General features: G+C 46.3%; 20 protein-coding genes. 3 read left to right on the top strand and 17 right to left on the bottom strand.

Translation table 11 applies throughout. The annotated features are described in order from the left end of the window. The first annotated feature begins 49 nt into the window (after positions 1–49). Positions 50–481, top strand: a complete 432-nt coding sequence (locus RID53_RS23200) for a hypothetical protein (protein WP_446390350.1) — start codon at positions 50–52, stop codon at positions 479–481. Here the strand turns inward: RID53_RS23200 and RID53_RS23195 are convergent. Together RID53_RS23195 and RID53_RS23190 are read right to left on the bottom strand one after the other, a co-directional pair. After that, entirely contained in the window at positions 478–891 is a 414-nt protein-coding gene (locus RID53_RS23195) for a hypothetical protein (protein ID WP_446390349.1), read from the bottom strand. The two genes, RID53_RS23200 and RID53_RS23195, sit on opposite strands and share 4 nt — an antisense overlap. Before the next feature lie 244 nt (positions 892–1135). Next, positions 1136–2341: a Coenzyme F420 hydrogenase/dehydrogenase, beta subunit C-terminal domain gene (locus tag RID53_RS23190; RefSeq protein ID WP_446390348.1), complete on the bottom strand. Its 1206-nt coding sequence runs from the start codon at positions 2339–2341 to the stop codon at positions 1136–1138. 471 nt (positions 2342–2812) lie between these two features. On the opposite strand from RID53_RS23190, the gene RID53_RS23185 reads away from it, so the two are divergent. Further along, positions 2813–3364, top strand: a complete 552-nt coding sequence (locus RID53_RS23185) for a Uma2 family endonuclease (RefSeq protein ID WP_446390347.1) — start codon at positions 2813–2815, stop codon at positions 3362–3364. A gap of 171 nt (positions 3365–3535) precedes the next feature. On the opposite strand, the gene RID53_RS23180 is transcribed toward RID53_RS23185, so the two are convergent. The 12 genes from RID53_RS23180 to RID53_RS23125 form a co-directional block, all read right to left on the bottom strand. Beyond that, positions 3536–3844 carry a hypothetical protein gene (locus RID53_RS23180; RefSeq protein WP_446390346.1) on the bottom strand — a complete coding sequence of 103 codons (309 nt, stop codon included), beginning with the start codon at positions 3842–3844 and terminating at the stop codon, positions 3536–3538. Positions 3845–3994: 150 nt separating this feature from the next. Continuing rightward, positions 3995–5692 (bottom strand): alternate F1F0 ATPase, F1 subunit alpha, encoded by a 1698-nt coding sequence (locus RID53_RS23175; RefSeq protein WP_446390345.1) that lies wholly within the window; start codon positions 5690–5692, stop codon positions 3995–3997. A gap of 171 nt (positions 5693–5863) precedes the next feature. Beyond that, entirely contained in the window at positions 5864–6373 is a 510-nt protein-coding gene (locus tag RID53_RS23170; protein WP_446390344.1) for a hypothetical protein, read from the bottom strand. A 165-nt stretch (positions 6374–6538) separates the two neighbouring features. Next, the gene (locus RID53_RS23165; protein ID WP_446390343.1) at positions 6539–7420 is read right to left on the bottom strand and encodes a F0F1 ATP synthase subunit B family protein; all 882 of its coding nucleotides are present in this window, start codon (positions 7418–7420) and stop codon (positions 6539–6541) included. 4 nt (positions 7421–7424) lie between these two features. Further along, a complete protein-coding gene (locus RID53_RS23160) occupies positions 7425–7703 on the bottom strand; it encodes a F0F1 ATP synthase subunit C (protein ID WP_446390342.1) in 279 nt (92 codons plus the stop codon). A gap of 1 nt (position 7704) precedes the next feature. Next, the gene (locus RID53_RS23155) at positions 7705–8427 is read right to left on the bottom strand and encodes a F0F1 ATP synthase subunit A (protein ID WP_446390341.1); all 723 of its coding nucleotides are present in this window, start codon (positions 8425–8427) and stop codon (positions 7705–7707) included. 230 nt (positions 8428–8657) lie between these two features. Next, the gene (locus tag RID53_RS23150) at positions 8658–8966 is read right to left on the bottom strand and encodes an N-ATPase subunit AtpR (RefSeq protein ID WP_446390340.1); all 309 of its coding nucleotides are present in this window, start codon (positions 8964–8966) and stop codon (positions 8658–8660) included. Between the two features lie 394 nt (positions 8967–9360). Beyond that, positions 9361–10596 (bottom strand): cation:proton antiporter, encoded by a 1236-nt coding sequence (locus tag RID53_RS23145; protein ID WP_446390339.1) that lies wholly within the window; start codon positions 10594–10596, stop codon positions 9361–9363. Continuing rightward, positions 10589–10900, bottom strand: a complete 312-nt coding sequence (locus RID53_RS23140; RefSeq protein WP_446390338.1) for an AtpZ/AtpI family protein — start codon at positions 10898–10900, stop codon at positions 10589–10591. The genes RID53_RS23145 and RID53_RS23140 overlap by 8 nt, the downstream gene beginning before the upstream one ends. Further along, positions 10884–11291: a F0F1 ATP synthase subunit epsilon gene (locus RID53_RS23135; protein WP_446390337.1), complete on the bottom strand. Its 408-nt coding sequence runs from the start codon at positions 11289–11291 to the stop codon at positions 10884–10886. Before RID53_RS23135 ends, RID53_RS23140 begins: the two co-directional genes overlap by 17 nt. A gap of 45 nt (positions 11292–11336) precedes the next feature. Beyond that, on the bottom strand, positions 11337–12848 hold the full coding sequence (gene atpD / locus RID53_RS23130; RefSeq protein WP_446390336.1) for a F0F1 ATP synthase subunit beta: 1512 nt from the start codon (positions 12846–12848) through the stop codon (positions 11337–11339). 678 nt (positions 12849–13526) lie between these two features. Continuing rightward, on the bottom strand, positions 13527–13772 hold the full coding sequence (locus RID53_RS23125) for a helix-turn-helix domain-containing protein (protein ID WP_446390387.1): 246 nt from the start codon (positions 13770–13772) through the stop codon (positions 13527–13529). 125 nt (positions 13773–13897) lie between these two features. Between RID53_RS23125 and RID53_RS23120 the strand changes: the two genes are divergently transcribed. Then, positions 13898–14152 carry a hypothetical protein gene (locus RID53_RS23120; RefSeq protein ID WP_446390335.1) on the top strand — a complete coding sequence of 85 codons (255 nt, stop codon included), beginning with the start codon at positions 13898–13900 and terminating at the stop codon, positions 14150–14152. Positions 14153–14335: 183 nt separating this feature from the next. Here the strand turns inward: RID53_RS23120 and RID53_RS23115 are convergent, their stop codons facing one another. From RID53_RS23115 to RID53_RS23105, 3 genes are all read right to left on the bottom strand, one after another. After that, positions 14336–14692, bottom strand: coding sequence for a KGK domain-containing protein (locus RID53_RS23115; RefSeq protein WP_446390334.1), 357 nt, complete (start codon positions 14690–14692; stop codon positions 14336–14338). Positions 14693–14763: 71 nt separating this feature from the next. Continuing rightward, complete coding sequence (locus RID53_RS23110) at positions 14764–20763, bottom strand: CHAT domain-containing protein (RefSeq protein WP_446390333.1); 6000 nt, start codon at positions 20761–20763, stop codon at positions 14764–14766. A 759-nt stretch (positions 20764–21522) separates the two neighbouring features. Then, positions 21523–22341, bottom strand: a complete 819-nt coding sequence (locus RID53_RS23105) for a DUF928 domain-containing protein (RefSeq protein ID WP_446390332.1) — start codon at positions 22339–22341, stop codon at positions 21523–21525. Positions 22342–22403: the final 62 nt, after the last annotated feature.

Below are 22403 nucleotides of genomic sequence, written 5' to 3'. Positions count from 1 at the left end.
TGTCACACGCCCTTTCTAAAGTAGAAAGTGAAGCAAGTTCCCTCCCCTTATGTACCGTTCCAACAATTCGATGATTCTCCTCACTGAGCAAGATATAGACATTGATGATATTACCCGCAAGCGCTGGGAACGGGATATCTATAACCGCTTTAAAGAAGCCAGGGAACGCTTTCCAGAATTTTTTCCCTGCTTTGAAATCAGAAACTATCCAGTCAACAGACTCTATTATTCGATTCACTTTCAGCCGTTGACCCAATACGCTGAACGATTAACTCGCCACCGTCCTGATTTTCCCGATACCGAGCAATTTAAACCGATTGAAATGCTGTGGGATGAAGGTGGTAAAAGTGAATTAGACCGCTTATTTGCACGCTTTCAGACGCAGCGATCGCTAAAACCTGCCACACAAAACTGGGCAAATCGTTTGTGGATTAGCCAGATTCCTGATATCTTCAAGACATTGAGAGTGTCCAACCGTTAAGTCCCTGTGTCAGAGGCTATCTCCTCCAAGGAGTAATCCGCCAAGGGTTTGTCTCGACTATATAATCCCTTCTGTCTGTGATATTGAATAATCGACTCTCCAGAAAACCAATCCAGGGCAGTACGCACCCAGAACCATCCCGGATCAGGGGAGGTTTCTAAGCATACGGGTATCTGTTCACCTGTTCTATGAGCAACTAAGTGATGAGTGGGTTTAAACATACCCTTTTCGGGTGTTCGGCTGGCTGAGGCTTTCTTCTTCTTCGGCGCACAGTTGAGGCAGTATTTCGGTGGCGTACCCGGATAACATTCGCGAGTCGTTGCCTGATTGCACTTGGCACATATAAATGTGACAGGGCGAGTATAGATGGTTCTCGCGTGGGCGCGAACAATAAAGGTTTTGGACGGCATTGGTTTAAATGTAGAGAACAGGGAACAAGACGAGTTCGCGTTTCATTTAGACGCGCTATATAACAGAATTGATAAGAGTTGGGATGAGAGTCCGGTATCTGTTCAGAGGGGAATAGTATTATTTTTGAGCGTGCGATCGCGTTTTGCTGAAACTATACCCTATCGATTGAGTTCGGGTCAGTTGCGCTTGATACTGATTGGTTGAAGCCGCAACCTAACCCGACTCCCGTGAGTGATAACTCTCTTAATCAGGTAAAGTATACTGTCCCACAATTCGCTTGGCAAACTCTGGAATATGCGCCGCTAATTTCTTTGGGTGATGGCGCTTCACATAGAGATAATTGCGGGTAAAGTGGGAGTCAATCGAGAAACGAGCATACTCCAATCCCTTTGGACCAATCTTTTCAATCACCACCCCCATTAATTTTGCTGCCCACATCGGTAACGTTACCCCTTTATCATACGCCGGAATACTCTGTTGCACGGCTTGATGTCGATCGCCCTTAGACGTAACCGATTGCGTTTCTAGCTGATTTTGCACCAGATCCAGCATTTCCTGTCCCCGGTCATTTCGCACCACAATCCATTGCCAACCAAAGGGTGCGCCCATGTAACCAACCACTAAATCCGCTAGAGAGTTGACGTAATCGAAACAACTCATACAAGAGGGGGCAAATACATCCTTAAGTTCTTTCGTATTCAATCCAAAGAAGGGGACTTTCTCAATAGACCCATCTTCGTGTTTGAAGTGAACTTGAAAGTCCTGCATGAACTCATAATGCACGACGGTATCGGGGGATTTGCTGGTGGTTTCCAGGAATTTCTGCAAGCCAGCGCGGGTGACATTATCCACACAGGGCGTCCCCAAAACATAGAGTTTTTCTAAGCCCAATTCTTTTTCCACCGCCCGTAATGCTTGAATTTGACAGCCGACGCCAATCACTAATAGGCGTTTCATCCCCGACTGTTCAATTTGTTCTAATACCGAAAGATTAGGAGACAGGGTGGGCTTATTCACCCGGGCGGCGAGAATCTCTTCTGGTGTTCGGGCGATAATCGGCATCGGTTGAAAACGGTCTTCTTTGGTATTCTGCACACAGACAACGCCTTCAACTTTGCCACTGGTGAGCATTTCAATGGCAATGGTGCTAACAATTCCTGTCCACTGCGCCCCTTCAATCGGTTGAAGTTTCCGCGCCGCCATCATGTCCTGGTTGACGCCGAAATACCAATCATCGGGATTATCCAGATTCCGGCTACGTCCATGGGTTTGGGTTTCTAATTCGGGAATCTGTTGGTTAAGAAAAGCACAAGCTTCCTTGACATAATGAATATAGTATGTATTACACAGACCACATTCGCTACAGAGTTCCTTTGCAGGGCGGATCTTCCCTGGTTTCAGGGCTTTGGCTTTTTTGTGTTTGGCGGAGTTGGGAGTAGTCGCAGTCATTGAAAAGGATTTTCTCTTAACGGGAGTTCTTCTCTCACGATATCTTAGTTCGTCGTTGGAGATAAGAGCCTAATTAGGGGCTGCTGAATAAGTTTTGTGGTGAGGGGGAGCGGGGGAAGCTGGGGGAGCTGGGGGAGCTGGGGGAGCAAGGGTACATTTGTCCTGAGCAAGGTGATGCCATACTGATGAAGGATACTACCCGATTTCCTTGAATCAAACCCTGTTTCAATAAAGCTCAAAGTATTGATGGGTTTTGCGGTTTTGGCTTTGTGCAGCAAGCCCTAATTAAGAATGCCACTGACTGGTATGCTGGTGGGCTCTTGCGAAGTCGAAACCCACCCTACGGTATATTAAAGGTTTCGATGATTCTAAAATGCTTATTGCAGTGCCATTAAACCTAATACCGAGTTGCGCTCAACGGTAATACAATGAATTTATCAATCATTCTAGATATAAACTCAAAGAGGTTCTATGGCTTCTCTGACAGCTCTAACCCGCAAAGACTTGGAGAAATTACAAGCAGAACATCCTGAGTATCGCATGGAGTTAGTGGACGGGCAAATCGTAGTTATGAGTCCATCGGGTTATGAGTCAGATGAAGTCGTCGCCGAATTTGTCCGGGTTTTAGGTAATTGGGTAAGACCTCAAAAGCTTGGTCGGGTGACAGCGTCTAGTGCAGGTTTTGACCTACCCAATGCTAATGTCAGAGCGCCTGATGTTTCTTTTGTTTTAGCTGAACGGTTACCCAAAAGTCCTCGTTCGTTTGCGGAACTGGCTCCTGATTTAATGGTTGAGGTAAAGTCCCCAACAGATACCTTAAAATCGTTGAGAGATAAGATTCAATTTTTTCTGGAGCAAGGAACAAAAGTTGGTATTTTGATGAATCCGCCACAGCGTCGGGTCGAAATTTATCGTCCTGCGTCCGAGGTCGAGATTTTAGGCGATGGTGATGTACTAATGATTCCTGATTTACTTCCTGGTTTTGAGGTCGCTATTGTTGATTTGTGGTCACCAGAATTTTAACGGTGATGTCCGCAGAAAGGGTAGGAGCGCAGGAGCGATCGCGCCATCGGCTAATTGTCAGATTCCTCAAGGGGTGGCAAATTAGCTAAAAATGAGACAGGGTGTGGGGTATAGCGAAATTCAGGAGGTTGACCCTTCGACTTCGCTCAGGGTCAGCCTATAACTCTAGCATCAACCACCGCCACCGCCGCCGCCGCCTGCACCGCCACCAGCACCGCCACCGCCACCAGCACCGCCACCAGCACCGCCACTAGTACCAGCACCACCGCCAGAACTACCGCCTACACCAGAACTACCGCCTACACCACCGCCGTCACCGCCATCACCAAAGCCATCACCAAAGCCATCACCATTATCGCCGTTAGTATCAGGGACAAAGCCTCCACCACCATAGCTACCCCGACGTTTCCTACCTTTAGCAATGGCAAAGATTGCCAAGACCACAACTGCTACAATGACAAAAATTAGTATACCGTTCATAAAAATCCTTGATGATATAGCGCTACGCATTGAGGTTAGGACAATAAAATTAGGTGAAAAGGCAACAGGCAACAGGCAACAGGCAACAGATAAATGTCCTAACGTATCCTCGTAGTGCTATAACACCCTGGCAAGATTGAGAATCTGTCTTTATTGATTGTCAGATTCTTCCTTCTCTTGATCTTCTTGTTGATCTTCTTCTTGCTGTTTATTTTCTTCTTCTTTGTCCTCCTCAGACTGTTCTGCCTGAGTCGGTTCTTCCCCTTCTTCTTTCTCTTCTTCCGATTCTTGCTCAGTTCGTTCTTCTTCTTGCTCTTGTTCCGGTTTATACGCCTGTGTCGCCTCCTTAGCTACCCGTAAAATTGCCTCTAAATCCTCATCCCTTAACGCTTCACCCGATACAACGCGATCGCACACCTCGGACAATTCCGCTGTCACCGCTTCTCTGACGGCTGTTTCGGCGTCTCTCACCTGATCCAAGGGCAGTTCATCAAAAACCCCCTCATTCACCGCGACAAGGGCAGCAATTTGCTCAGGAACCGATAACGGTTGGGATTCCTTTTGCTTGAGGATCTGCCGCACCCGACGCCCTCGTTCTAGGGTGTGACGAGTGTCTTCATCAAGCTGGGTGCTAAACCGGGCAAATACTTCCACTTCTTGGAATTGAGAATAAGACAGGCGTAAATCTCCCGCCACGTCTTGATACGCCGCTAACTGGGTTTTTCCGCCAACCCGCGACACCGATTTACCCACCTCCACGGCGGGTAAGACGGTTTGCTGGAATAAATCCGGAGACACGTAAATCTGACCGTCGGTAATTGAGATTAAATTAGTGGGAATATAGGCAGAAATATTCTGGGCTTGGGTTTCCACAATCGGTAATGCAGTTAAGGAACCGCCTCCCAATTCTTCGCTGAGGTGGGTTGACCGTTCCAACATCCGGGAATGAATATAAAAAATATCACCGGGATAGGCTTCTCGACCTGGTGGACGTCGCAACAGTAAGGACAATTCACGATACGCCCAAGCATGGCGGGTCATATCATCAATCACCACTAACGCATCCTGTCCGCGATCGCGAAAATATTCGCCAATGGACATCGCGGCATACGGGGTAATGTAGCGCAACCCTGGAGCATCTTCCCCTGTAGCAACGACAACCAGGGAATAATCCATCGCCTCTCGTTCGCGCAACTGGGCAATCACTTTTGCCACGGCGGAGGTACGTTGACCCACAGCGCAGTAAATACAGATGACATCTTTCCCTTTTTGATTAATAATCGTATCTACTGCGATCGCGGTTTTCCCGGTTTGGCGATCGCCGACAATTAATTCCCGTTGACCACGACCAATGGGAACTAACGCATCTACAACCTTAAGACCCGTCTGTAATGGCACTTTCACCGGGGCGCGGTCTAAAATAGCGGGGGCTTCCTGTTCGATGGGTAGACGTTCGCTGGTTTGAATCGCCCCCTGATTATCCAACGGACGACCCGTGGCGTCCATCACCCGACCAATCAGCGCCTCGCCGACTGGCACATCCAAAATCCGTCCGGTGCGCTGTACGCGATCGCCTGCTTCAATATGTTCGCTTTCTCCTAATAAAATAACCCCCACTTCATCCGGGTCTAAATTAAACGCAATTCCCAACAACCCACCCGGAAAACGAATCAATTCATCCGCTTTTACTGTGGGTAAACCACTAACCGTTGCAATGCCACGGGATACCGATTTGACCACTCCTACTTCCCGCAGTTGGAGTTCAGGTTGATACGTCTCTAGTCCCTGGTTTAATTGGGTAAAGGTTTCATCTAGAACCGTTTGTAGTGACATTGACTTTTCGTTCATGAAAAAGATGGTAGATGGCAGGAGGAAAGAGGCAAAAAAGAATTGCCGCCGCCGTAGTGCGAGCGTCTCGCTCGCTATAGAGTCTGGTTTGCTATAGAGTCTGGTTGGCGATGGAGTCTCGCTTGCTATGAAGTCTCGCTTGCGATGGAGTAGGGTTTTTTACCCAAAATTCTAGGGAATATCTAACACTTCGACAGCATCAGCAACGATAACAGGCTGTCCGACGTACTCAGCTTCTATCGTCTGGAGAATATCCCCTTCCCAGGTTAGGTCATAATCCCGCTCAAACTCAGCCACGACGAGTTCGCGAACTTCCCCAGTAACTCGGACATTCTGCTCTTCCAGAATTGGCTCTGTCGCGGCGGTATTGATCACCAACACTTTATCACCAAATATCTCACCGGTATCCTCTATGACAAATGTGTTGATCCCATAATCTTCTTCAACTTCACCCGTAACGGTTACCATCTCACCGATGAATTCTTCCGTATCTTCAGCTACGTCTTCAACGTCTGTATCATCGGTTTCCGTCAAGGTTGTGTCTACTCCCGTTTCTGGAACCGTGGCTTCAGGTTCCGGGGTGCAAGCGCCTAGGAGTACGGACAGGGTGAGTAAGGCGAACGCCCCTCTTTTGAGGCTAATTAATCCGTTGTGTTCTCTTTTAGGCAAACGATTCAGCATTCAAAAATTTCTCCTGATTAGGTTTTGGACAAATTGCCAATTAATTTATTGAATAGAGTCTAGTGACTAGAAAAGGGTTGGGCGAATCAAGCCATCTGCCTATTCTAGTCCTCGGCAAATATCCTAAGAAATGAGGCATCAACATTAATCTGCCTCAAGGAAGATTTATCTCATCTCACCTTTATACTCCTTCAACCCCAAAAGTTTCCTTTTATCTGGCTCCTCTTCGGGTTCATCCGATTCTCTAGTGGATGGCTGTTCCTCATCGTCTGGTTTTTCTTCAGCTTCAGCCTTATTCGGGAATTCGTTGGCGAATTGTTCCTCTAGGCTTTCGAGATAGTCGGCTAACGTCCACGCAATCTGATGGTTTTTGCTCCGCATTTCTACGCCACAGATTAAATCCGATGAGGTGGAGAATTTCACGTCTTTGCCATTGAGAATATTTTCTTGGTGGAGAGTATCCCGGATTTTTTGCTGGCTTTCTTCTGGCATCTCAAAGGCGCTGTTAATGACAACATCCTGGTCAGAGTCATGAATCGATTGTTTGAAGGCTTCTCGTTCTTCGTCCTCCAGGTGTTTTAGGCGTTCAATGAACACCGCGATCGCCTGTTGTTCTAATTCCGTATCTGCCAAATCCTGTAAGGCGCGACGGGTGGTTTTATGGGTCACCTCTTGTACCCGTTGTCGCAGGTTCTCCAGAAAGGATTCTTGCTGGCGTTCAATGGATTCATGCCATTCTGCCTGCTTTTTGTCAACCTCTTGACGTGCCTGATTGATTAATTTCTCCTGTTCAGCTTTGGCGTTTTCTTTGGCTTCATTCAACAATTCCTCTCGCCGTTTTTCTAAGTCTTGTTGCTTTTGGCGATAGGATTCCGCTTCGGCTTGGGCTTCCTCTTGTTGCTGTTGCGCTTCTTTCCACTGACGCTCAATCCGCTTGCGGCGCTCACCCATAGTTTTAGTAATGGGCTTATACAAAAAGCGCCACAGTAGAAAAACGAGGATAATGAAGTTAATAATTTGGGCAATCAATGTAAACCAATCAATCATTGGCTTATCCTCCTCCCTGATTCAAAAAGTGATTCCAAAACGGATTGGCAAAAATGAGAATAATCGACACAATGAAGGCATAAATCGCCGTTGATTCAATAAATGCCATCCCCACAAATAAGGTGCGGGTAATCGTATTCGCCTTATCCGGCTGTTGCGCGATCGCACGTAGGGCATTCGCCAATCCTAATCCTTCCCCAATCGCGGGTCCAATTGCCCCTAATCCGATGGAAAGGGCGGCACCAAGAATCGAGGCGATGCCAATAAGACCAAGATTATCCATGTTAGGTTGCTCCTTCTTCTGATTGCTGTTGCTGTTGTCGTTTTTGTTGACTTTTACGCTGGGCGCGAATCCCTGACGCGATATAGACGAGGGTTAAAATGGCAAAAACATACGCCTGAATCACTCCAATTCCAATTCCATAAGCTCTGACGGGAATAGGTAGAAATAGGGGAATGAGGGATAAAACAATTGCCACCAATAAACTCGTACTCATCACATTACCAAACAAGCGAATGGCTAAGGATAGCGTCCGGGTGATTTCGCTGAGAATATTAAAAGGTAAAACAACGGGCGTCGGCTCAATAAAATGTTTCAGGTAACTGCCAAACCCAGAATGTTTAATCCCGTAATACGGTACAGCAAAAAAGACACACAAGGCAAAAGCGCCTGTAGTGGATAGAGACGCGGCGGGGGATTCGTAACCGGGAATGATGGTAAGAATATTGGCAAGGGCAAAGAACAGAAAGATTGTGCCAACAAATGGCAGAAATTCACTCGGTTCTCGATTAGTGGCTTGGCGAATCTCACCATTAATCATTTCGACAATAATTTCTAAGCGATTTTGCCAATTCGACATTTCTTCGGGTTCAACTTTCAAATTGCGCGTCACTAGCCAAGATCCCACGACCAAAATTGCCATGACGAGCCAAGTATAAACCAGGGTAGCGTTCAGTTTAAACCACTGCCACTGCCAAAAAATAATAGTATCTGGGGTAACATTCATTAGTCTCCTTCTCTCAATTTAAAATTAACCGTTGGTTGTAGTAGTGCGAGCGTCTCGCTCGCGTTTAGCGTCTCGCTCGCGTTTAGCGTCTCGCTCGCGTTTAGCGTCTCGCTCGCGTTTAGCGTCTCGCTCGCGTTTGTAGTCTCGCTCGCGTTTGTAGTCTCGCTCGCGTTTGTAGTCTCGCTCGCGTTTTATCGGGGATTTTGCCTATCCCAAAACTCAATCATCAATTAATGAATTTGATGACTAGCGGGTTGTTCTAAATGCCAGGGTTTTGGTTCAAAACGACGCACCAACAATGTGCGGGCGACGATTAAACCCAATACGCCAACCAGCGCTCGTTCCCAATGTCCGTTGATGATGATATAAAAGCCGAGTAAGGCAATCACCATACGACCTAAATAACTCCCTACAAATAAGCGGATAGGATAACGGGTGGTTGGCAGTTGGCGCACGGTAAGCCACAGACTACCAAAGTAGAAAATTCCTAGGGCAAAGCCGGCAGGAAAGGCGAGAATTAAATGCAATATATTGTTCATGGTGATGCTCCGATAAAAACGTTTTGATGACTGTAGGGGCGGGTTTTACAATTAACGTTTTTTGTTGGTGTATAGGTAACTAAACCCGCCCTTATTTAAGGATGTTGCTTGAGATCCCCCTTCCGTCCCCCTATTAGATCCCCCTTCCGTCCCCCTTAAAAAGGGGGAGACCAGATGTTGCTTCGCTTTTTGTTCCATGGGGGAGACCAGATGTTGCTTCGCTTTTTTTGCACGGGGGAAGCCAAAGGATGCTTCGCTTAATTTAAAAGAGGATAATTTCATAAAAATTAAGGAAGTAAAGAAAGCCAGCGAATCAACAACGGTGCGATTGCCAGCAGGCTGACTTGTGCTAACGCGATCGCAATCCAGACAATAAGCTGCGGTGAAATAGGCATCAGTTACTTACTCCTGTTTGAGTTTCAGGCAATTGGTGCAACAACGAACGCAGAACAATCGGTGCTAGAATGCTAGTCACCGCAGACACAACAACCATGGCGGCGAAAACCTGATTGGATACCGCCCACTCTCCTAACGAGAGTCCTTTACCCATGACAATCATGGTAATTTCGGCGCGAGGAACCATACTGACGCCAATTAACGCCGCACCCGTCCAACCTGTGGTTAACCAAGTGGGACCCCCCGCACCAATGAGTTTGCCTAATACGGCGGCGACAAGGAGAATTCCTCCCATTCCAAAAGCCGCCGTTAGCGCACTAGGGTTAATTTTCAAGCCAATCCCAATCAAAAAGAACGGCGTAAACAGTTCGTATAACGAGTCAAACGACGCATCAATTTTGACCGCATTAGGATCACGGCTAAACACTAATCCGGCAAAGAAAGCGCCAATGGCAACTGAAAACCCCAATAACCCCGCGATCGCGGCAATAATAAAACCAATCCCCACCACCTCCAGCATCGGTTCCGGTGGCGCTTCAATTTGGCGAAAAAACTTAGTCAACTTTGCCTCAAAAAAGCGCGAAAACACATAGCAAAATGTCCCAAAAACTACAGCTTTTAGGAAAAATATACCAGAGGTTTTGGCAATAACGGGCAATAATTCTCCCGTTCCCCTATCTTGAATTGCTGGGGCAACAGCAAACAATAACGCCATTAAACTTACCCCCAAAATATCATCCAGTTCCGCCACATCCAGTAGTAATTCCCCATAGTTTGAATGAGTGGCATTTGCTTCTTGCCATACCCCAATCGATACACCCACACTGGTTGCCGTAAACGCGATCGCAATAAATAAACTGGGGATAAACGCCAGTCCCAGTAACCAATAGGAGGTGACAAATCCGAAACCCCCATTGACAACAATATTAACTAACCCAATTTTCGTTGCTGTGGATAACTGGCGCATCAATCCCGCTAAATCACTTTCTAACCCTACCCGAAACAACAAGGAAATCACGCCAACTTCGGCTAAAAACTCAAAAATTTCCTGCCCCGGTTCTCCCAGAAATTGCCACTGGGAATCCGCCAGCCGCAGCAGAAAGCCTAGCACCAAATACCCCACTAAACTGGGTAAGCCCAAGCGCGTCATCCCTTCCTTAATCAGGATGGAAATCGTGCTAATTGCGCCCACCAATAAAATCAATAGGGGGATTGTCTGTGCTGACTCACTCATCGGCAGACTCCTGCTTTACCCAGTACCAAGCATTAATACAACCGAGAACTAAACCCACCAACATTAAGGTAAGTGTCCAGGAAAAGGGAGTGGGCAAAACTTCATCCAGCCACAGTCCAATTGCCACGCCAATTAACGTAGGAATACCAACCGACCAGCCGACAAACCCCATCAATGTCAAGCCATATAAAACACTTAAATTTTCTTCCTTACGGGCTTTAAGTTTACGGATGGATTTATCTTTTATTTTCCCCAGAAACGTCTTATTGTGTCGTCGTCTCGAGTGATTAGGACGCTTCGCCACTTGACCCTCCTATCTCATATACACCACGAGCAAAACTGGCTTCTAATTTCGCGATCGCACCTGCTGTGATTCTTTCCCGTTCATCCAAACGCGAAAACTCCTCTTCTACAGTTTGCTGTAACGTTTCTAGGTCATCCGATCGAATCGCTCGTCCAGTTGAAACCCGAACATCTGCGCCACATTTAACTAAAATTCCTTCATCCACAGCGATAAACACCTCTGGGGTGGATTCCGATTCAGATTCAAAGAATAAAATGCCAGGAACAATTGCCGTAACAAAGTCAATATGATTCGGTAATAAGGTAAAAGCGCCATTTTCCGCTTCGGCAGATACTTTGGTTACTTCTTCATCGAGTAGTATTTCTGTAGGGAGTAAGATTTTAAGGTTCATTGGTTATTAGTCATTTGTTATTTGTCATTCGTCATTTGTCATTGGTCATTTGTTTTCTCCCTCATTTCCCTCATCTCCCTCATCTCCCTCATCTTCCTCATCTCCTTCATCTCCCTCATCTCCCCCGCTCCCAGACGCGCCATGGCGCGTCTCTACAAGTGCTTCGTCGATAGAACCGAGCATATAGAGCGATCGCTCAGAATAATCGCTAAACTCATCATTAAGAATGCGATCGCATCCATCCAACGCTTCGTCTAGACTCACCAGTTTGCCCTTTTTCCCGGTAAATTGTTCAGTCGTAAAGAAAGGTTGAGTCAAGAAGCGCTCAAGTCGTCGCGCCCGGTTGACCGTTTGGCGATCGCGTTGGGATAATTCTTCCATCCCTAACATGGCGATAATGTCTTTCAGATCCTCATAACCCGCCAAGGTACTCTTTATTTCTTGAGCAATTTGATAGTGACGTTCTCCCACAATCGTCGGACTTAACATCTTAGACCCCGATTGCAGCAAATCCACCGCCGGATACAATCCCTGACTCGCCCGTTTCCGAGACAGAACCAGCGAAGCGGATAAATGACCAAACGTATTAACAGCAGCGGGATCAGTAAAATCGTCTGCTGGAACATACACCGCCTGTACCGACGTAATCGCCCCCGTTGCGGTATTCGTAATCCGTTCCTCAAATTCTGATAACTCAGTTCCCAGCGTCGGTTGATACCCCACACGAGAAGGGAGTCGCCCCAATAACCCCGACACCTCCTGTCCCGCTTGAATAAACCGAAACGTATTATCAATCAACAGCAGCACATCTTGCTGCACATCATCCCGAAAATACTCTGCCATAGTCAGAGCCGCATGACCAACCCGAAATCTAGCACCTGGCGGTTCATTCATTTGCCCGAATACCATCACGGTACTCTCCAGAACCCCCGCCTCTTGCATATCGCGATACAGTTCTTCCGCTTCCCGGTTGCGTTCGCCAATCCCACAGAAGAAACTCACCCCTTCATGTTCAGTCACCATGTTGTGGATCATTTCTGTGAGTAGAACCGTTTTACCCACACCCGCACCACCAAACAATCCCGCTTTTCCGCCACGTTCTAGGGGAACTAGGACATCAATCGCTTTGATCCCCGTCTCCAAAATTTCGGAAGTCGTCGATTGTTCCGCCAGAGAAATCGCAGGTTGATGAATGGAACGCCATTCTACGTCTTTGATCTCCTCTTTTTTATCAATAGGATCACCAAACACATTAAACACACGACCTAGGAGTTGTTCTCCCACAGGAACCTGCAAGGGAACACCAGTATCCTTGACAACCGAACCTCGCGCCAAACCTGACGTTGGGGTTAAAGCAATACCCCGAATCGTCTTCGCATCAAGATGGTTAACCACCTCAATCACAATCTTGTCATCCTCACCCGCCCGAAGCTGGCTATACATTTCCGGAAGGTGCTGCGGAAACTGCACGTCGATAACGCTGCTGCGAATAGAAACAACGCTTCCCTGGTTGGTTTGATTTTGATTGGCTCGATGCAAGTCTGCGGTTCTGTTCATCTTTAATAAATCCCTGACAACTCTCCTCAGCCACTCTCATCTGAGAACTGAAGCTGTGGGTAAGCATGAGCGGGGTAGTTGACCTCTCCAGAGGACTAATCGCGTATGCGGTTGAGTATCCTTATTATTAATAAGTCAGTATTTGTTCCTAAAACATCCTCCTTTTGAAAGAGAGAGGGGGTTGGCAAGGTATCTCAACGAGAATAGGAGAGGAGTGAACATGATCTAACAAGCTGTAGGGGCGACCCGCTTCCATCAATTCACAACACCCGTCCATTCAATTCGGTCGGGTCGCCCTTTATTCAAACTACAAGTTCTATGGGATAAACTGTTCAGTCATCCAAGGAGTTTACGTTTCATGACATCTGGCTAAATGAGGTCGTTTTGACCCTTCCCCACCTTAGAAAAAACCTAGCTTGTAGGGGCGGGTTTTACTACTATTATTTCTGACCTAACCCATAAGTGACTAAACCCGCCCCGACTTGACCATTTGCTTCCCGTGAAACATCAGACAATTTTATCTTGAAGCGATGTATGTTTTTAGATGAATAAGTTCAAGTAGAGGCAGTCAAGTTGTAGGGGCGGGTTTAGGGACAAAATTAACAGACAAACCAATAACCTTTCGACAAAACCCGCCCTGCCCCAACCTCACTGGTTCAAATAAACCCCTGGCATATTTCAGGTTTTATCCCTGTCTTGAAGGTAATCCCCCAAATAAAGCCGGACAAACTCATCAGCAGCGGCTGGATCAAGACCGTGTAAAGCTTCAGCAATACTTCGGACAGTTTCAGCACTGGGATCTGTCTGCTCATGAAACCAGCGAAAAACAACGGAAGGTTTAACTCCCAATGTGAGAGCCAATTTGTTCTGGCTGATGCCGTAGCTCTCTAAAACTTGCCGAAGGACTTTGCCTGCTTTTCCCATGTTTCCCATCGTGTCAGAGGAAGATCAGGAAGTAAATATTTGCAGATCTGCGAAGATACAGCGTACAATTTGAGTATTCGCAGATCTGCGAATATTTCAGGTAAACGCAAATCAGGGAAACCCCAATGGTTCAGAACGTTTTGACCGATACTAAACCCCCCGAAGCCTCGATACAGCTACAAGCTTCCACCCGTTCAGACTCAAAACGAGAATTCGTCAAAGTTATCGTCGTTGGTTCTAACAAAGGCGTGGTGAAAATCATTCACACGTTGTATCGTCTCGGCTTTGCCAATGTAACGGAATGGAGTCCTCTGACACCAACAGCAAATCCGGGAGAGGTAATGAGTGTAATGAAGCGATGTGTGTTTGTAGATGAATGAGTTCAAGTAGGAAGAACCAAGCTGTAGGGGCGGGTTTAGGGGCAAAATTAACAGAGAAACCAATAACCTTTCTACAAAACCCGCCCTCCCCAACCTCGCACGATGAGATTGGGACAAGACATTGTGCCGCCATGGTAATCAACTCCAAGTTACCGTGAAGCGGGCAATGCCCATCCTACATCTCTAGCCCATCATTCCCACAATCGGCAGTTCCTCTTGCTTTTGTGATGTCCCGCTTGTATTTAAGGCTGGGGATTTCTGAGTCTCAGTTTCTTCAGGACAAAATTCTAGACTGATTCTCACCGTACCTTTTTGCCAACCTTTAGCAGTAAATCTCAAAACTTCAGCCGAAATACCCTTTTCACTAAACCAACCATCCTTGTCTTGATTCCATCCCTCTAACCCTTCAAACTGCATCCGTATCGCTTCTACGAGTTCATCCACTCGGAACGTGCGATTTCCAATTAAAAGTTGTGTTGATTCATCAACCGACAATACTTCACCGCTCAAAAGAGGCTCAAACTGATTATCTATACTCATTTTCGCCGATAAATATCATTGGTCATTGGTTAATTGAAAAATTCACCTCTTCTCCTCCGCACCTCTGCCTTTTACCACGGATTACCAACAATACTAAATGCTGACCAGTAATAGGGATGAGATAAGTCAGGATTACCCGGGTTAGCATCAGTAATTGGCAAAGCAATGGCTTTATCCGATAAAATTAATTGATTATCTTCATACTTAACCTTTCCTTCAATCATTGCCACTTGCGCCCGTCGCCATGCTTCCGCTTTAATCGGTGCATCATCCAGATTATTGTAAAACTCTGCCATCATTGGCAACGTTCCCCAATCCTCGATGTACCATAAACTAGCTAATACTGATTTAACTCCAGCTTTAGCCGCAAATCCAGCAAACCCCAGTTCGGCACTCGGATCACCTAAGGCAGTACGACAAGCACTTAATACCACTAATTCTACAGCCGGATCATGCCAGCCTAAACTACGTACTTCGTCCATTCCTACCTTAGTATCCCATAACTGAATATAAGAATTACTAGGTGCGCCTGGTTCAAATTCTGCATGGGTAGCCAGGTGAATAATGCCAAAGGGTTTTTCTTCGCGTTTTGCCTTGAGATTGTTAACAGTAAAATTCTCATTGAGAAAAGCTTGACCACGCCATAAGGTATTGGTCAGAATCGATACCTCAGCCGCCGCTGCTGGTAATTGTTCCAAAAGAGGATTATCGGGAAAATCTGAAGCACCCATTGCCAAAACAGGCATCGTTTTAATATCGGCATAACGGGTATCTGTGAGACTCACACTGGGCATCAAACTCACACTATATCGCTCCACGATAAAGTTATCTCCATCATGGATAGCGGCTATGGGCAATGAGCGCAACCCTTCATCGAGAATAAAGACTAAATTCTCAATTCCTGTTTCTTGTAAATCTGTTTCTAAGGGGGCTACCATCCATTGATACAGTTGTTGGGCGTCATCTAAATATCCAAACCCACCATCAAGAATTTCTTGACGGAAGTTCTGTCCTGTATTCAGGACATCAGACTGTTTAGCCCCTGACACTCGCTTGGTAATAACATCCCGATCCGCTGTTACCAACATCAGTTCTAATTCCATTTCTGATTTAGTGCTGCTAGGAACAAAAACCCCATAAATTACAGCAGGTTTTACCCCAGTTGCCACCTCAATGCTACGCAAGCGATTCCGAATTTCATCCAAGGTGAGGATTTTTTCCGCCTCCATTCCCAGTTGTTTCTCAAATGCCTGGGTAAAAAAGCGCTCAATTTTGTAAACATCAGCATTGATAATTGGCTCTTGATCCAAGGCATTAGGAGTAGGAGGGCGCTCTAACGGTCTCTTAAACTCTATTAACAGATCAGTTGGATTAGTTGGAGGATCAGTTGGATTAGTTGGAGGATCAGTTGGAGGATCAGTTGTAATAATCCGGATATTACCGAGAGTATGACTTTCTGGAAATGACTGAACAGGTGCAATCGTAAACTCCCCACTGGTAATGGCTTGTGCCGTACCATTCTTGCTTCCATCACCTACCACAAACGGCACATTTCTTGCGCCACCATCATGACGAATGGTAATATCACCACCACCGTTACCGCCAGCCGTAGAAATACTAGCGTCTATGCCATTTTGATCGCTAAAACTTCCTGTTGCTTGAAAGAATTGTTGCGTCGTGATGTCAACATCACCGCCTTGACCATTGCTGCCGCCTTGGACATTAATAGAATTGACAGTAATATCTTCCAGGGGATCGAGGGTAACGTTGCCACCATCGCCTTCAGTGCCACTAGAATTGATGGCTTCAGTGGTAATCGAGATCCTTGCATTTACAGTAATATCACCGCCAATAGCTGCAGAAGAATTTAAGTCACCCGTATTAATTTCTTCGTCTTTACTGGTGAGGTTAATTGTGCCACCAGAGGTGGTGATATTTGCTGTAGTTAAATTACTATTGGCACTCGCGTCTACATTCCCACCACCGGAATTTAAGTTATCACTACTGACTTCTCCCTGTGTACTGGTGAGGTTAATTGTGCCGCCAGAGGTGGTGATATTTGCTGTGTTCAGATTATTACTAGCAGTTGCGTCTACATTGCCACTACCGGAATCCAAGTTACCACTATTGATTTCTCCCTGTGTACTGGTGAGATTAATTGTGCCGCCAGAGGTGATGATATCTTCTGTGTTCAGGTTACTATTAGCACTCACTCCCACATTGCCACCACCGGAATCCAAGTTACCACTCGTGACTTCTTCGCCTTGACTGGTGAGATTAATGGTGTCACCAGAAGTGGTGATATTTTCGGTGGTTAGGCTACTATTGGCACTCAGTTCTACCTTGCCATCAGTTGCTGTAATATTACCGACAGTCAGGGTATTCGTAGTATTTAGGCTGAAATCCCCATCCAGGATTTGAATATCTCGAAGATTTGCCAAATTAATTGTGCCAGTTCCCGATTGATGCGTAAAGCTAGAGGCTGCGATCGCGTCTTTTGCCGTCACATTTCCCGCACTAGCAATCGTCAGGTTTCCCAGAGGTGTACCGCTACCTACTTGTCCCTCAAAGCTCACATTACCCGTTCCCGCCGTAAGCGTGAGATTTTGCGTCCCATCAAGACGATTATTAAACAGAATATCTCCCGTTCCATCACCTGTAGACAGGAACGTTTCACCCGTCAAATTGAACGCCGGATCAACCTGAATCGTTCCACCCTGAGTAATGAAACGAATCTCATCCCCATTAGTAGAAACATCACCCCCATTCTGAATTTCTATATTGCCACCTTGACTAGCGAAATTAATCTCACCAGCATTGGTAGAAACATTACCCCCATTTTGAATTTCTATGTCACCACCTTGAGTCGCGAAACTAACTTCACCGTTAGTGGTAGCCACATTACCACTGGTAAGAATATTACCGCCACTCGTGTTCATATCAACATCTCCAACAACCTTAATCGTTGCCGTTTCTCCAATATTGACATTTCCACCTGTAGAATTATTGTGTTCTACAACCAGATCTCCGTTCTCAGTAATAATCTCACCCCGAACATTAATATCTCCCCTTTCTCCCCCTGTATCGAGTTGAAGATATATATCGCCATTCCCCGAATTCAGTGCAAAGCCATCTTCTATCTCTATAAAAGCTTTACCGTCCTCACGAAAATCATCGATAGCATTACTATCATTGGCAATTAAGGTTAAATTTCCATCATCTGTGGTGATATTAGCATTGACAAAAATACTTCGACCTGCTCTTAATTTCAGTGATCCTCCAGTTCCGTTCTGATTGTTAGTGGTAATTGGTTTCTTGACAGTGATGTCATTGTTTGCCTGAAACTCAATTTCGGTTCCCGTGTTAGTAATGTTGGTAATAGTGGCGACATCGATAGTCACAGATTGGTTGGGATTATCATCAAACTCGAAGCTGGAGCCAAACAAATAAATCTCGCCTTCATCGTTCATACCTCCTGGCGCTCCCACCACCACGTTTCTTTCTACCCCAGCAACTGCATTACCAAAATTGCTAGGTGACTCCGAGGGCTTGAGAAAGGTTTGCCACAAAAGTCCCGTGTCCGAATCTGGCAGGGGTTCATACAAATAGGTTGCATTTTCTCCGGGGGCACTGACTACAACGTTAAACCCTAATGCAGACTCCGCCGATTCTACTGCTGCTACTGAAGTACCAAATTGACCGTTATCAGCATTGGGACTAGAAAAAGTGTTTTGCAACTCGCCATCCTGATTAAACCAATAGGCAGCACCTTGAACTCCTTGTCCAAGATTATCACCAGGGGCGCCCACGAGTATTTGTGAACCCATCGCGGCTACTGAAATCCCGAACTCCCCGGTGTCTGTAGCGTTTGGACTCGTAAATGTTTCGATTAGATCTCCACTGTTGCTATTAAATAGATAGGCAGCACCTCCAGTTATGATATTGCCTTCTACCCCTATATTGTCTCCAGGTGCTCCCACTAGCACATTTGAATCCACCCCAGCGACTGAATAGCCAAATCGACCGTTATTGGTGGGCGAACCCGTAGGATTAGGGCTGAAGAAGTCGTGCAGTCGAGTCCCCGTATTGCCCTCGAATAAATAAGCCGCACCTGTATCTGTTCCTTGGGTATCATCTCCTGGAGAGCCGACCAAAACATTTGACCCCACGGCGGCGACGGAATAGCCGAAGCCGAATTGAGTGTTACCTTCAGCTATCGAGGAATTTGGGTTGTCGAATGATCGCTGTAGTATCCCATCCCGATCAAATAAATAAACCCTTCCGTTGTTGTTGTTTTCTCCCGGCGCACCAACAATAACCTTGTCTGATTCCATCCCAGCTACAGCAAAACCGAATCGACCATTTGCTGTTGAATTGGGACTCAAGAATTGTTTTATCTCTTCTCCAGTAGTCCCATCAAACAAATAAGTAATACCTACGTCGTTCTGCCCGCCTTCGTCATATCCCGGATCACCTACGAGTACGTCTGAACCTAGCGCCGCAACTGAATAACCAAACTGATTTTCTGTTGATGAAGTCGTCGGATTAAAGCGTATTGCTAAGGGTGAATTGGCGTCTCCAATCGTGATATTTTTAGGATCAAGCAGTAACGCACCCGGTTGACCGTTAAATGCTCCAGCATCAGCATGACCCGTAAAAATCAGCAACTCTTTGCCAGAAACTTCAATAAATCCCCCATCTCCCGCTTCCGTTCCACCACGGGCGCTTATCGTCCCATAAAAGCCCGTAACTCCATCTGCCCAAGCAAACACCTCACCGCCTGTCCCCTGTAGCCCAGCATCAGCCGTAATCAGCGAGTTTTCACTGATTAGGGTTTGAGACGCATTAAACGTACCTTGACCTTGATAGTCACCACCCAGTCGTACTGTTCCGCCGCCATACATCCCAGAAGCGTTAATTGTGGCATCAAATACACCCACTTTGTTGCCAAACACATTCACCGACTGGGAATCGACAGTGGGAGACTCATGAGACACATCCAGAGTGCCAGAGGCGATCGCAACCCCGGCGTCTGCGGGTACAGTGATACCAGACTCCTGAAGCTGTACTTGACCTGTATCCGTAACGGTTAATCCCGTCTCTACGCTTTCCTCTGTACCCGTCAGCAGCGTTGGTAAATCCAAGGGATCAATTGCCTCTATCTCCCCATTCTCATTGGTAGATGGTACAATTTCTAAACTTAATAATTGTCCCGGTTGACTGATCCGTACCCGATTGGATTCCGGTACAGCCGCCATTGTAATGGTGCCGCCCGGTGCAGTCAGTTGCCCGGTATTAATCGTATTTCCCGCCAGTAGGGTTAAATTATGCCCTTCTGATACGGCTAGATTGCCAGCATTAATTAGGGTTGCGGGTTGAGCTAAATCAAAGGCAAACTGATTGGGATTACCGATTAACGTTTGATAGTTATTTTCACTAAAGACATTGAACCACTGATCTCCCGCAAAACCAATTCCTGTCGCGGTTGTAGCTGTAAACGACGCGGGGACATTTAAACTGGCATTCGCCCCAAATACAATCCCCGCCGGATTCATTAAAAATAAATTCGAGTTGCCCCCGGTAACTTGAATCAAACCATTAATAATTGAAGCTTCCCCACTAACTACCCGCCCCAAGATATTGCGAATTTCAGGATTAGAAATAAAATTGGCAATTTCACCAGCGGAAAGACCAAAGTCTTGGAAACTGTGAAAGAGATTTTCCCTATCTCCGGAAAGTGTGCCACCGTCGATGTTAAATTGGTTACCGTCTTGCTCAACCGTGGTCCCTAACTCATCACCTGCCCCAGTAACGGACTGAGCCATGATTAGACTTGGGGGGTTGATCTGTGTGGCTTCCTTGGTTACAATAGAATCTTTAGCAAAAGTATTCTGAGTAACTGAAGTGTTTGTTAATAGAGAGCTAGGCTTAAACTGAGGAACAATCGGTACGTCTGTTTTATCCACCTTGAGAGGGATTGAAGTCGCCTGAGTTGGCTGTATGCTGGTAACACCCAAAAAAGGTAAAGTAGCCAACAGCAGAATTGCTCCTTTCATTGCAGAATTAATCATAGGGGCTACAAAACTCCGTGGAATAGATAGAACTGATGTATAGGACTTGACAGACAGGATTCCACTCAACCCTAAATAAGGCAAGTCCAAATTAGAAGCCGCACCGAATCCCAATACGATTACTCAGCTATCAAATGATACGTTGAATTTTAAAGAGACACCAAAACTATTGCGGTTGAATTATCGTCGAAAGTATCTGAATAATCAATCTGGATGATATCACTCCCCTTTCCAGGGTTAAGTTATCTGTTATTGGTTTTAGCTATGGTGAACCTAGGCATGAGTTCAATACCATGCCTATCAAAGAAATTCAGAAGCCGGAATTCCTTTGCCGAGATGACTCAATTAGGGTTAGCCACCAACCTATATTCTCCAATGACAACAAAATACTAAACCCTTGGGCAAGAAAGCCACAGTATTTAGTGATACACCACCTAGTACTTGAGAAAATATCCAATCTACTTCTTTATAGCACACTGGTTTAAGGGTCAGGCGGCTATCGAATTAAAATTAGGGGCGATAAGCTGTTTCTGGTAGATGAGAACAGCCAAAGTGCAAAAATGAGGGACTGATCGAACGAGATAGTGTAGCGGGGTCTTACAGGCTCGAATCAAGTCGCTGATATCTCGTGTTTAACGTGGAATTAGGAACATCCAGTAGAGATAGCGGTTTTTGGCGACGATGGAAGACAAGCAACCTTCGTTAGAGGACAGGGTAATTGATAATTCTCAATTGAGAACCACTATGCCAATGTGGGAATCACTGAGCCAAAGCACTACAGCATTCAGTAATGGGTTTGGATGCGATCGCGTCGAGTTCAATATCCTCTAACAAGTTACTCCAATCCATCGCCAGGGCGTAATTGGCTGTCTGAGTACGGCGAAGATTGCCGATCAGGGTGAGAGGGTCAAACCAAATCCCATTTCGGGCTAAAACAACGGCGCGATCGCGGGGAGTTAACGCCCGATTCAATCCTTGTTGGAGTTCAGCCGTTACGGGAACACGTTGGATGGAACCTCTAACTCGGACTCGTCGGGGATCAGTGCGAACAATCGCTGCTTGGGGATCTTCACAGTAAACGGTAAAAATCCAGTTGTAGTATTGGTTTTCCTTTAGCGCGGGTAGGGTTGGCGGTAAAGAGATACTAATCACACCGGGTAGGGCATTCGTCACAGGATAGGTGGTTTCGTACACTTTCTCACCCTGATCACTCCAGAGGGCAAATTTCATCGAGTCGAATGTATTCGCGCCATCAGGAATATAGAACCAGAAGGTGGGATGTTCCTCTACCGTTAATCCCACATTGGTATCGGGAATCAGGGCGAACAGAGATTCTCCAGATTGACTTCCCCCACACAAACTCCGACTCGCGCCACCCGTGCGATTACCGGAACGGGGGCTTCCCCGACCCGAGAGATCCAGATTAAACTCAAGCATATCTTGCAGCGAGGGAGTATTACTCGCTGAGTTGGTCGGTTGAGAGTGAGTCGGAATCGGACTAACCAGACAACCAACCACGACTGATGCGATCGCCACAACACGTTTAATCGGTTGAGGCGATATAGGTATCCTAGTCATGACTTAGTAAAGTCTATAGATTTAGACACTTACATAGTACAAGTGGCAGTGTCTTAATCCGG

This window comes from Coleofasciculus sp. B1-GNL1-01, assembly GCF_040220235.1.
Lineage (GTDB): Bacteria > Cyanobacteriota > Cyanobacteriia > Cyanobacteriales > Coleofasciculaceae > Coleofasciculus.
The sequence above is the reverse complement of the archived record's forward strand: the minus strand, read 5'-3'. Positions and strand labels throughout refer to the sequence as shown.

Excerpts from the sequence above, each read along its gene's own strand:
- RID53_RS23195 (WP_446390349.1), bottom strand. The coding sequence starts at position 891 with ATGCCGTCCAAAACCTTTATTGTTCGCGCCCACGCGAGAACCATCTAT.
- RID53_RS23185 (WP_446390347.1), top strand. The coding sequence starts at position 2,813 with ATGGCTTCTCTGACAGCTCTAACCCGCAAAGACTTGGAGAAATTACAA.
- RID53_RS23200 (WP_446390350.1), top strand. The coding sequence starts at position 50 with ATGTACCGTTCCAACAATTCGATGATTCTCCTCACTGAGCAAGATATA.
- RID53_RS23180 (WP_446390346.1), bottom strand. The coding sequence starts at position 3,844 with ATGAACGGTATACTAATTTTTGTCATTGTAGCAGTTGTGGTCTTGGCA.
- RID53_RS23190 (WP_446390348.1), bottom strand. The coding sequence starts at position 2,341 with ATGACTGCGACTACTCCCAACTCCGCCAAACACAAAAAAGCCAAAGCC.
- RID53_RS23110 (WP_446390333.1), bottom strand. The coding sequence starts at position 20,763 with ATGATTAATTCTGCAATGAAAGGAGCAATTCTGCTGTTGGCTACTTTA.
- RID53_RS23175 (WP_446390345.1), bottom strand. The coding sequence starts at position 5,692 with ATGAACGAAAAGTCAATGTCACTACAAACGGTTCTAGATGAAACCTTT.
- RID53_RS23125 (WP_446390387.1), bottom strand. The coding sequence starts at position 13,772 with ATGGGAAAAGCAGGCAAAGTCCTTCGGCAAGTTTTAGAGAGCTACGGC.
- RID53_RS23135 (WP_446390337.1), bottom strand. The coding sequence starts at position 11,291 with ATGAACCTTAAAATCTTACTCCCTACAGAAATACTACTCGATGAAGAA.
- RID53_RS23115 (WP_446390334.1), bottom strand. The coding sequence starts at position 14,692 with ATGAGTATAGATAATCAGTTTGAGCCTCTTTTGAGCGGTGAAGTATTG.
- RID53_RS23145 (WP_446390339.1), bottom strand. The coding sequence starts at position 10,596 with ATGAGTGAGTCAGCACAGACAATCCCCCTATTGATTTTATTGGTGGGC.
- RID53_RS23155 (WP_446390341.1), bottom strand. The coding sequence starts at position 8,427 with ATGAATGTTACCCCAGATACTATTATTTTTTGGCAGTGGCAGTGGTTT.
- RID53_RS23150 (WP_446390340.1), bottom strand. The coding sequence starts at position 8,966 with ATGAACAATATATTGCATTTAATTCTCGCCTTTCCTGCCGGCTTTGCC.
- atpD (WP_446390336.1), bottom strand. The coding sequence starts at position 12,848 with ATGAACAGAACCGCAGACTTGCATCGAGCCAATCAAAATCAAACCAAC.
- RID53_RS23105 (WP_446390332.1), bottom strand. The coding sequence starts at position 22,341 with ATGACTAGGATACCTATATCGCCTCAACCGATTAAACGTGTTGTGGCG.
- RID53_RS23160 (WP_446390342.1), bottom strand. The coding sequence starts at position 7,703 with ATGGATAATCTTGGTCTTATTGGCATCGCCTCGATTCTTGGTGCCGCC.
- RID53_RS23120 (WP_446390335.1), top strand. The coding sequence starts at position 13,898 with ATGGTTCAGAACGTTTTGACCGATACTAAACCCCCCGAAGCCTCGATA.
- RID53_RS23170 (WP_446390344.1), bottom strand. The coding sequence starts at position 6,373 with ATGCTGAATCGTTTGCCTAAAAGAGAACACAACGGATTAATTAGCCTC.
- RID53_RS23165 (WP_446390343.1), bottom strand. The coding sequence starts at position 7,420 with ATGATTGATTGGTTTACATTGATTGCCCAAATTATTAACTTCATTATC.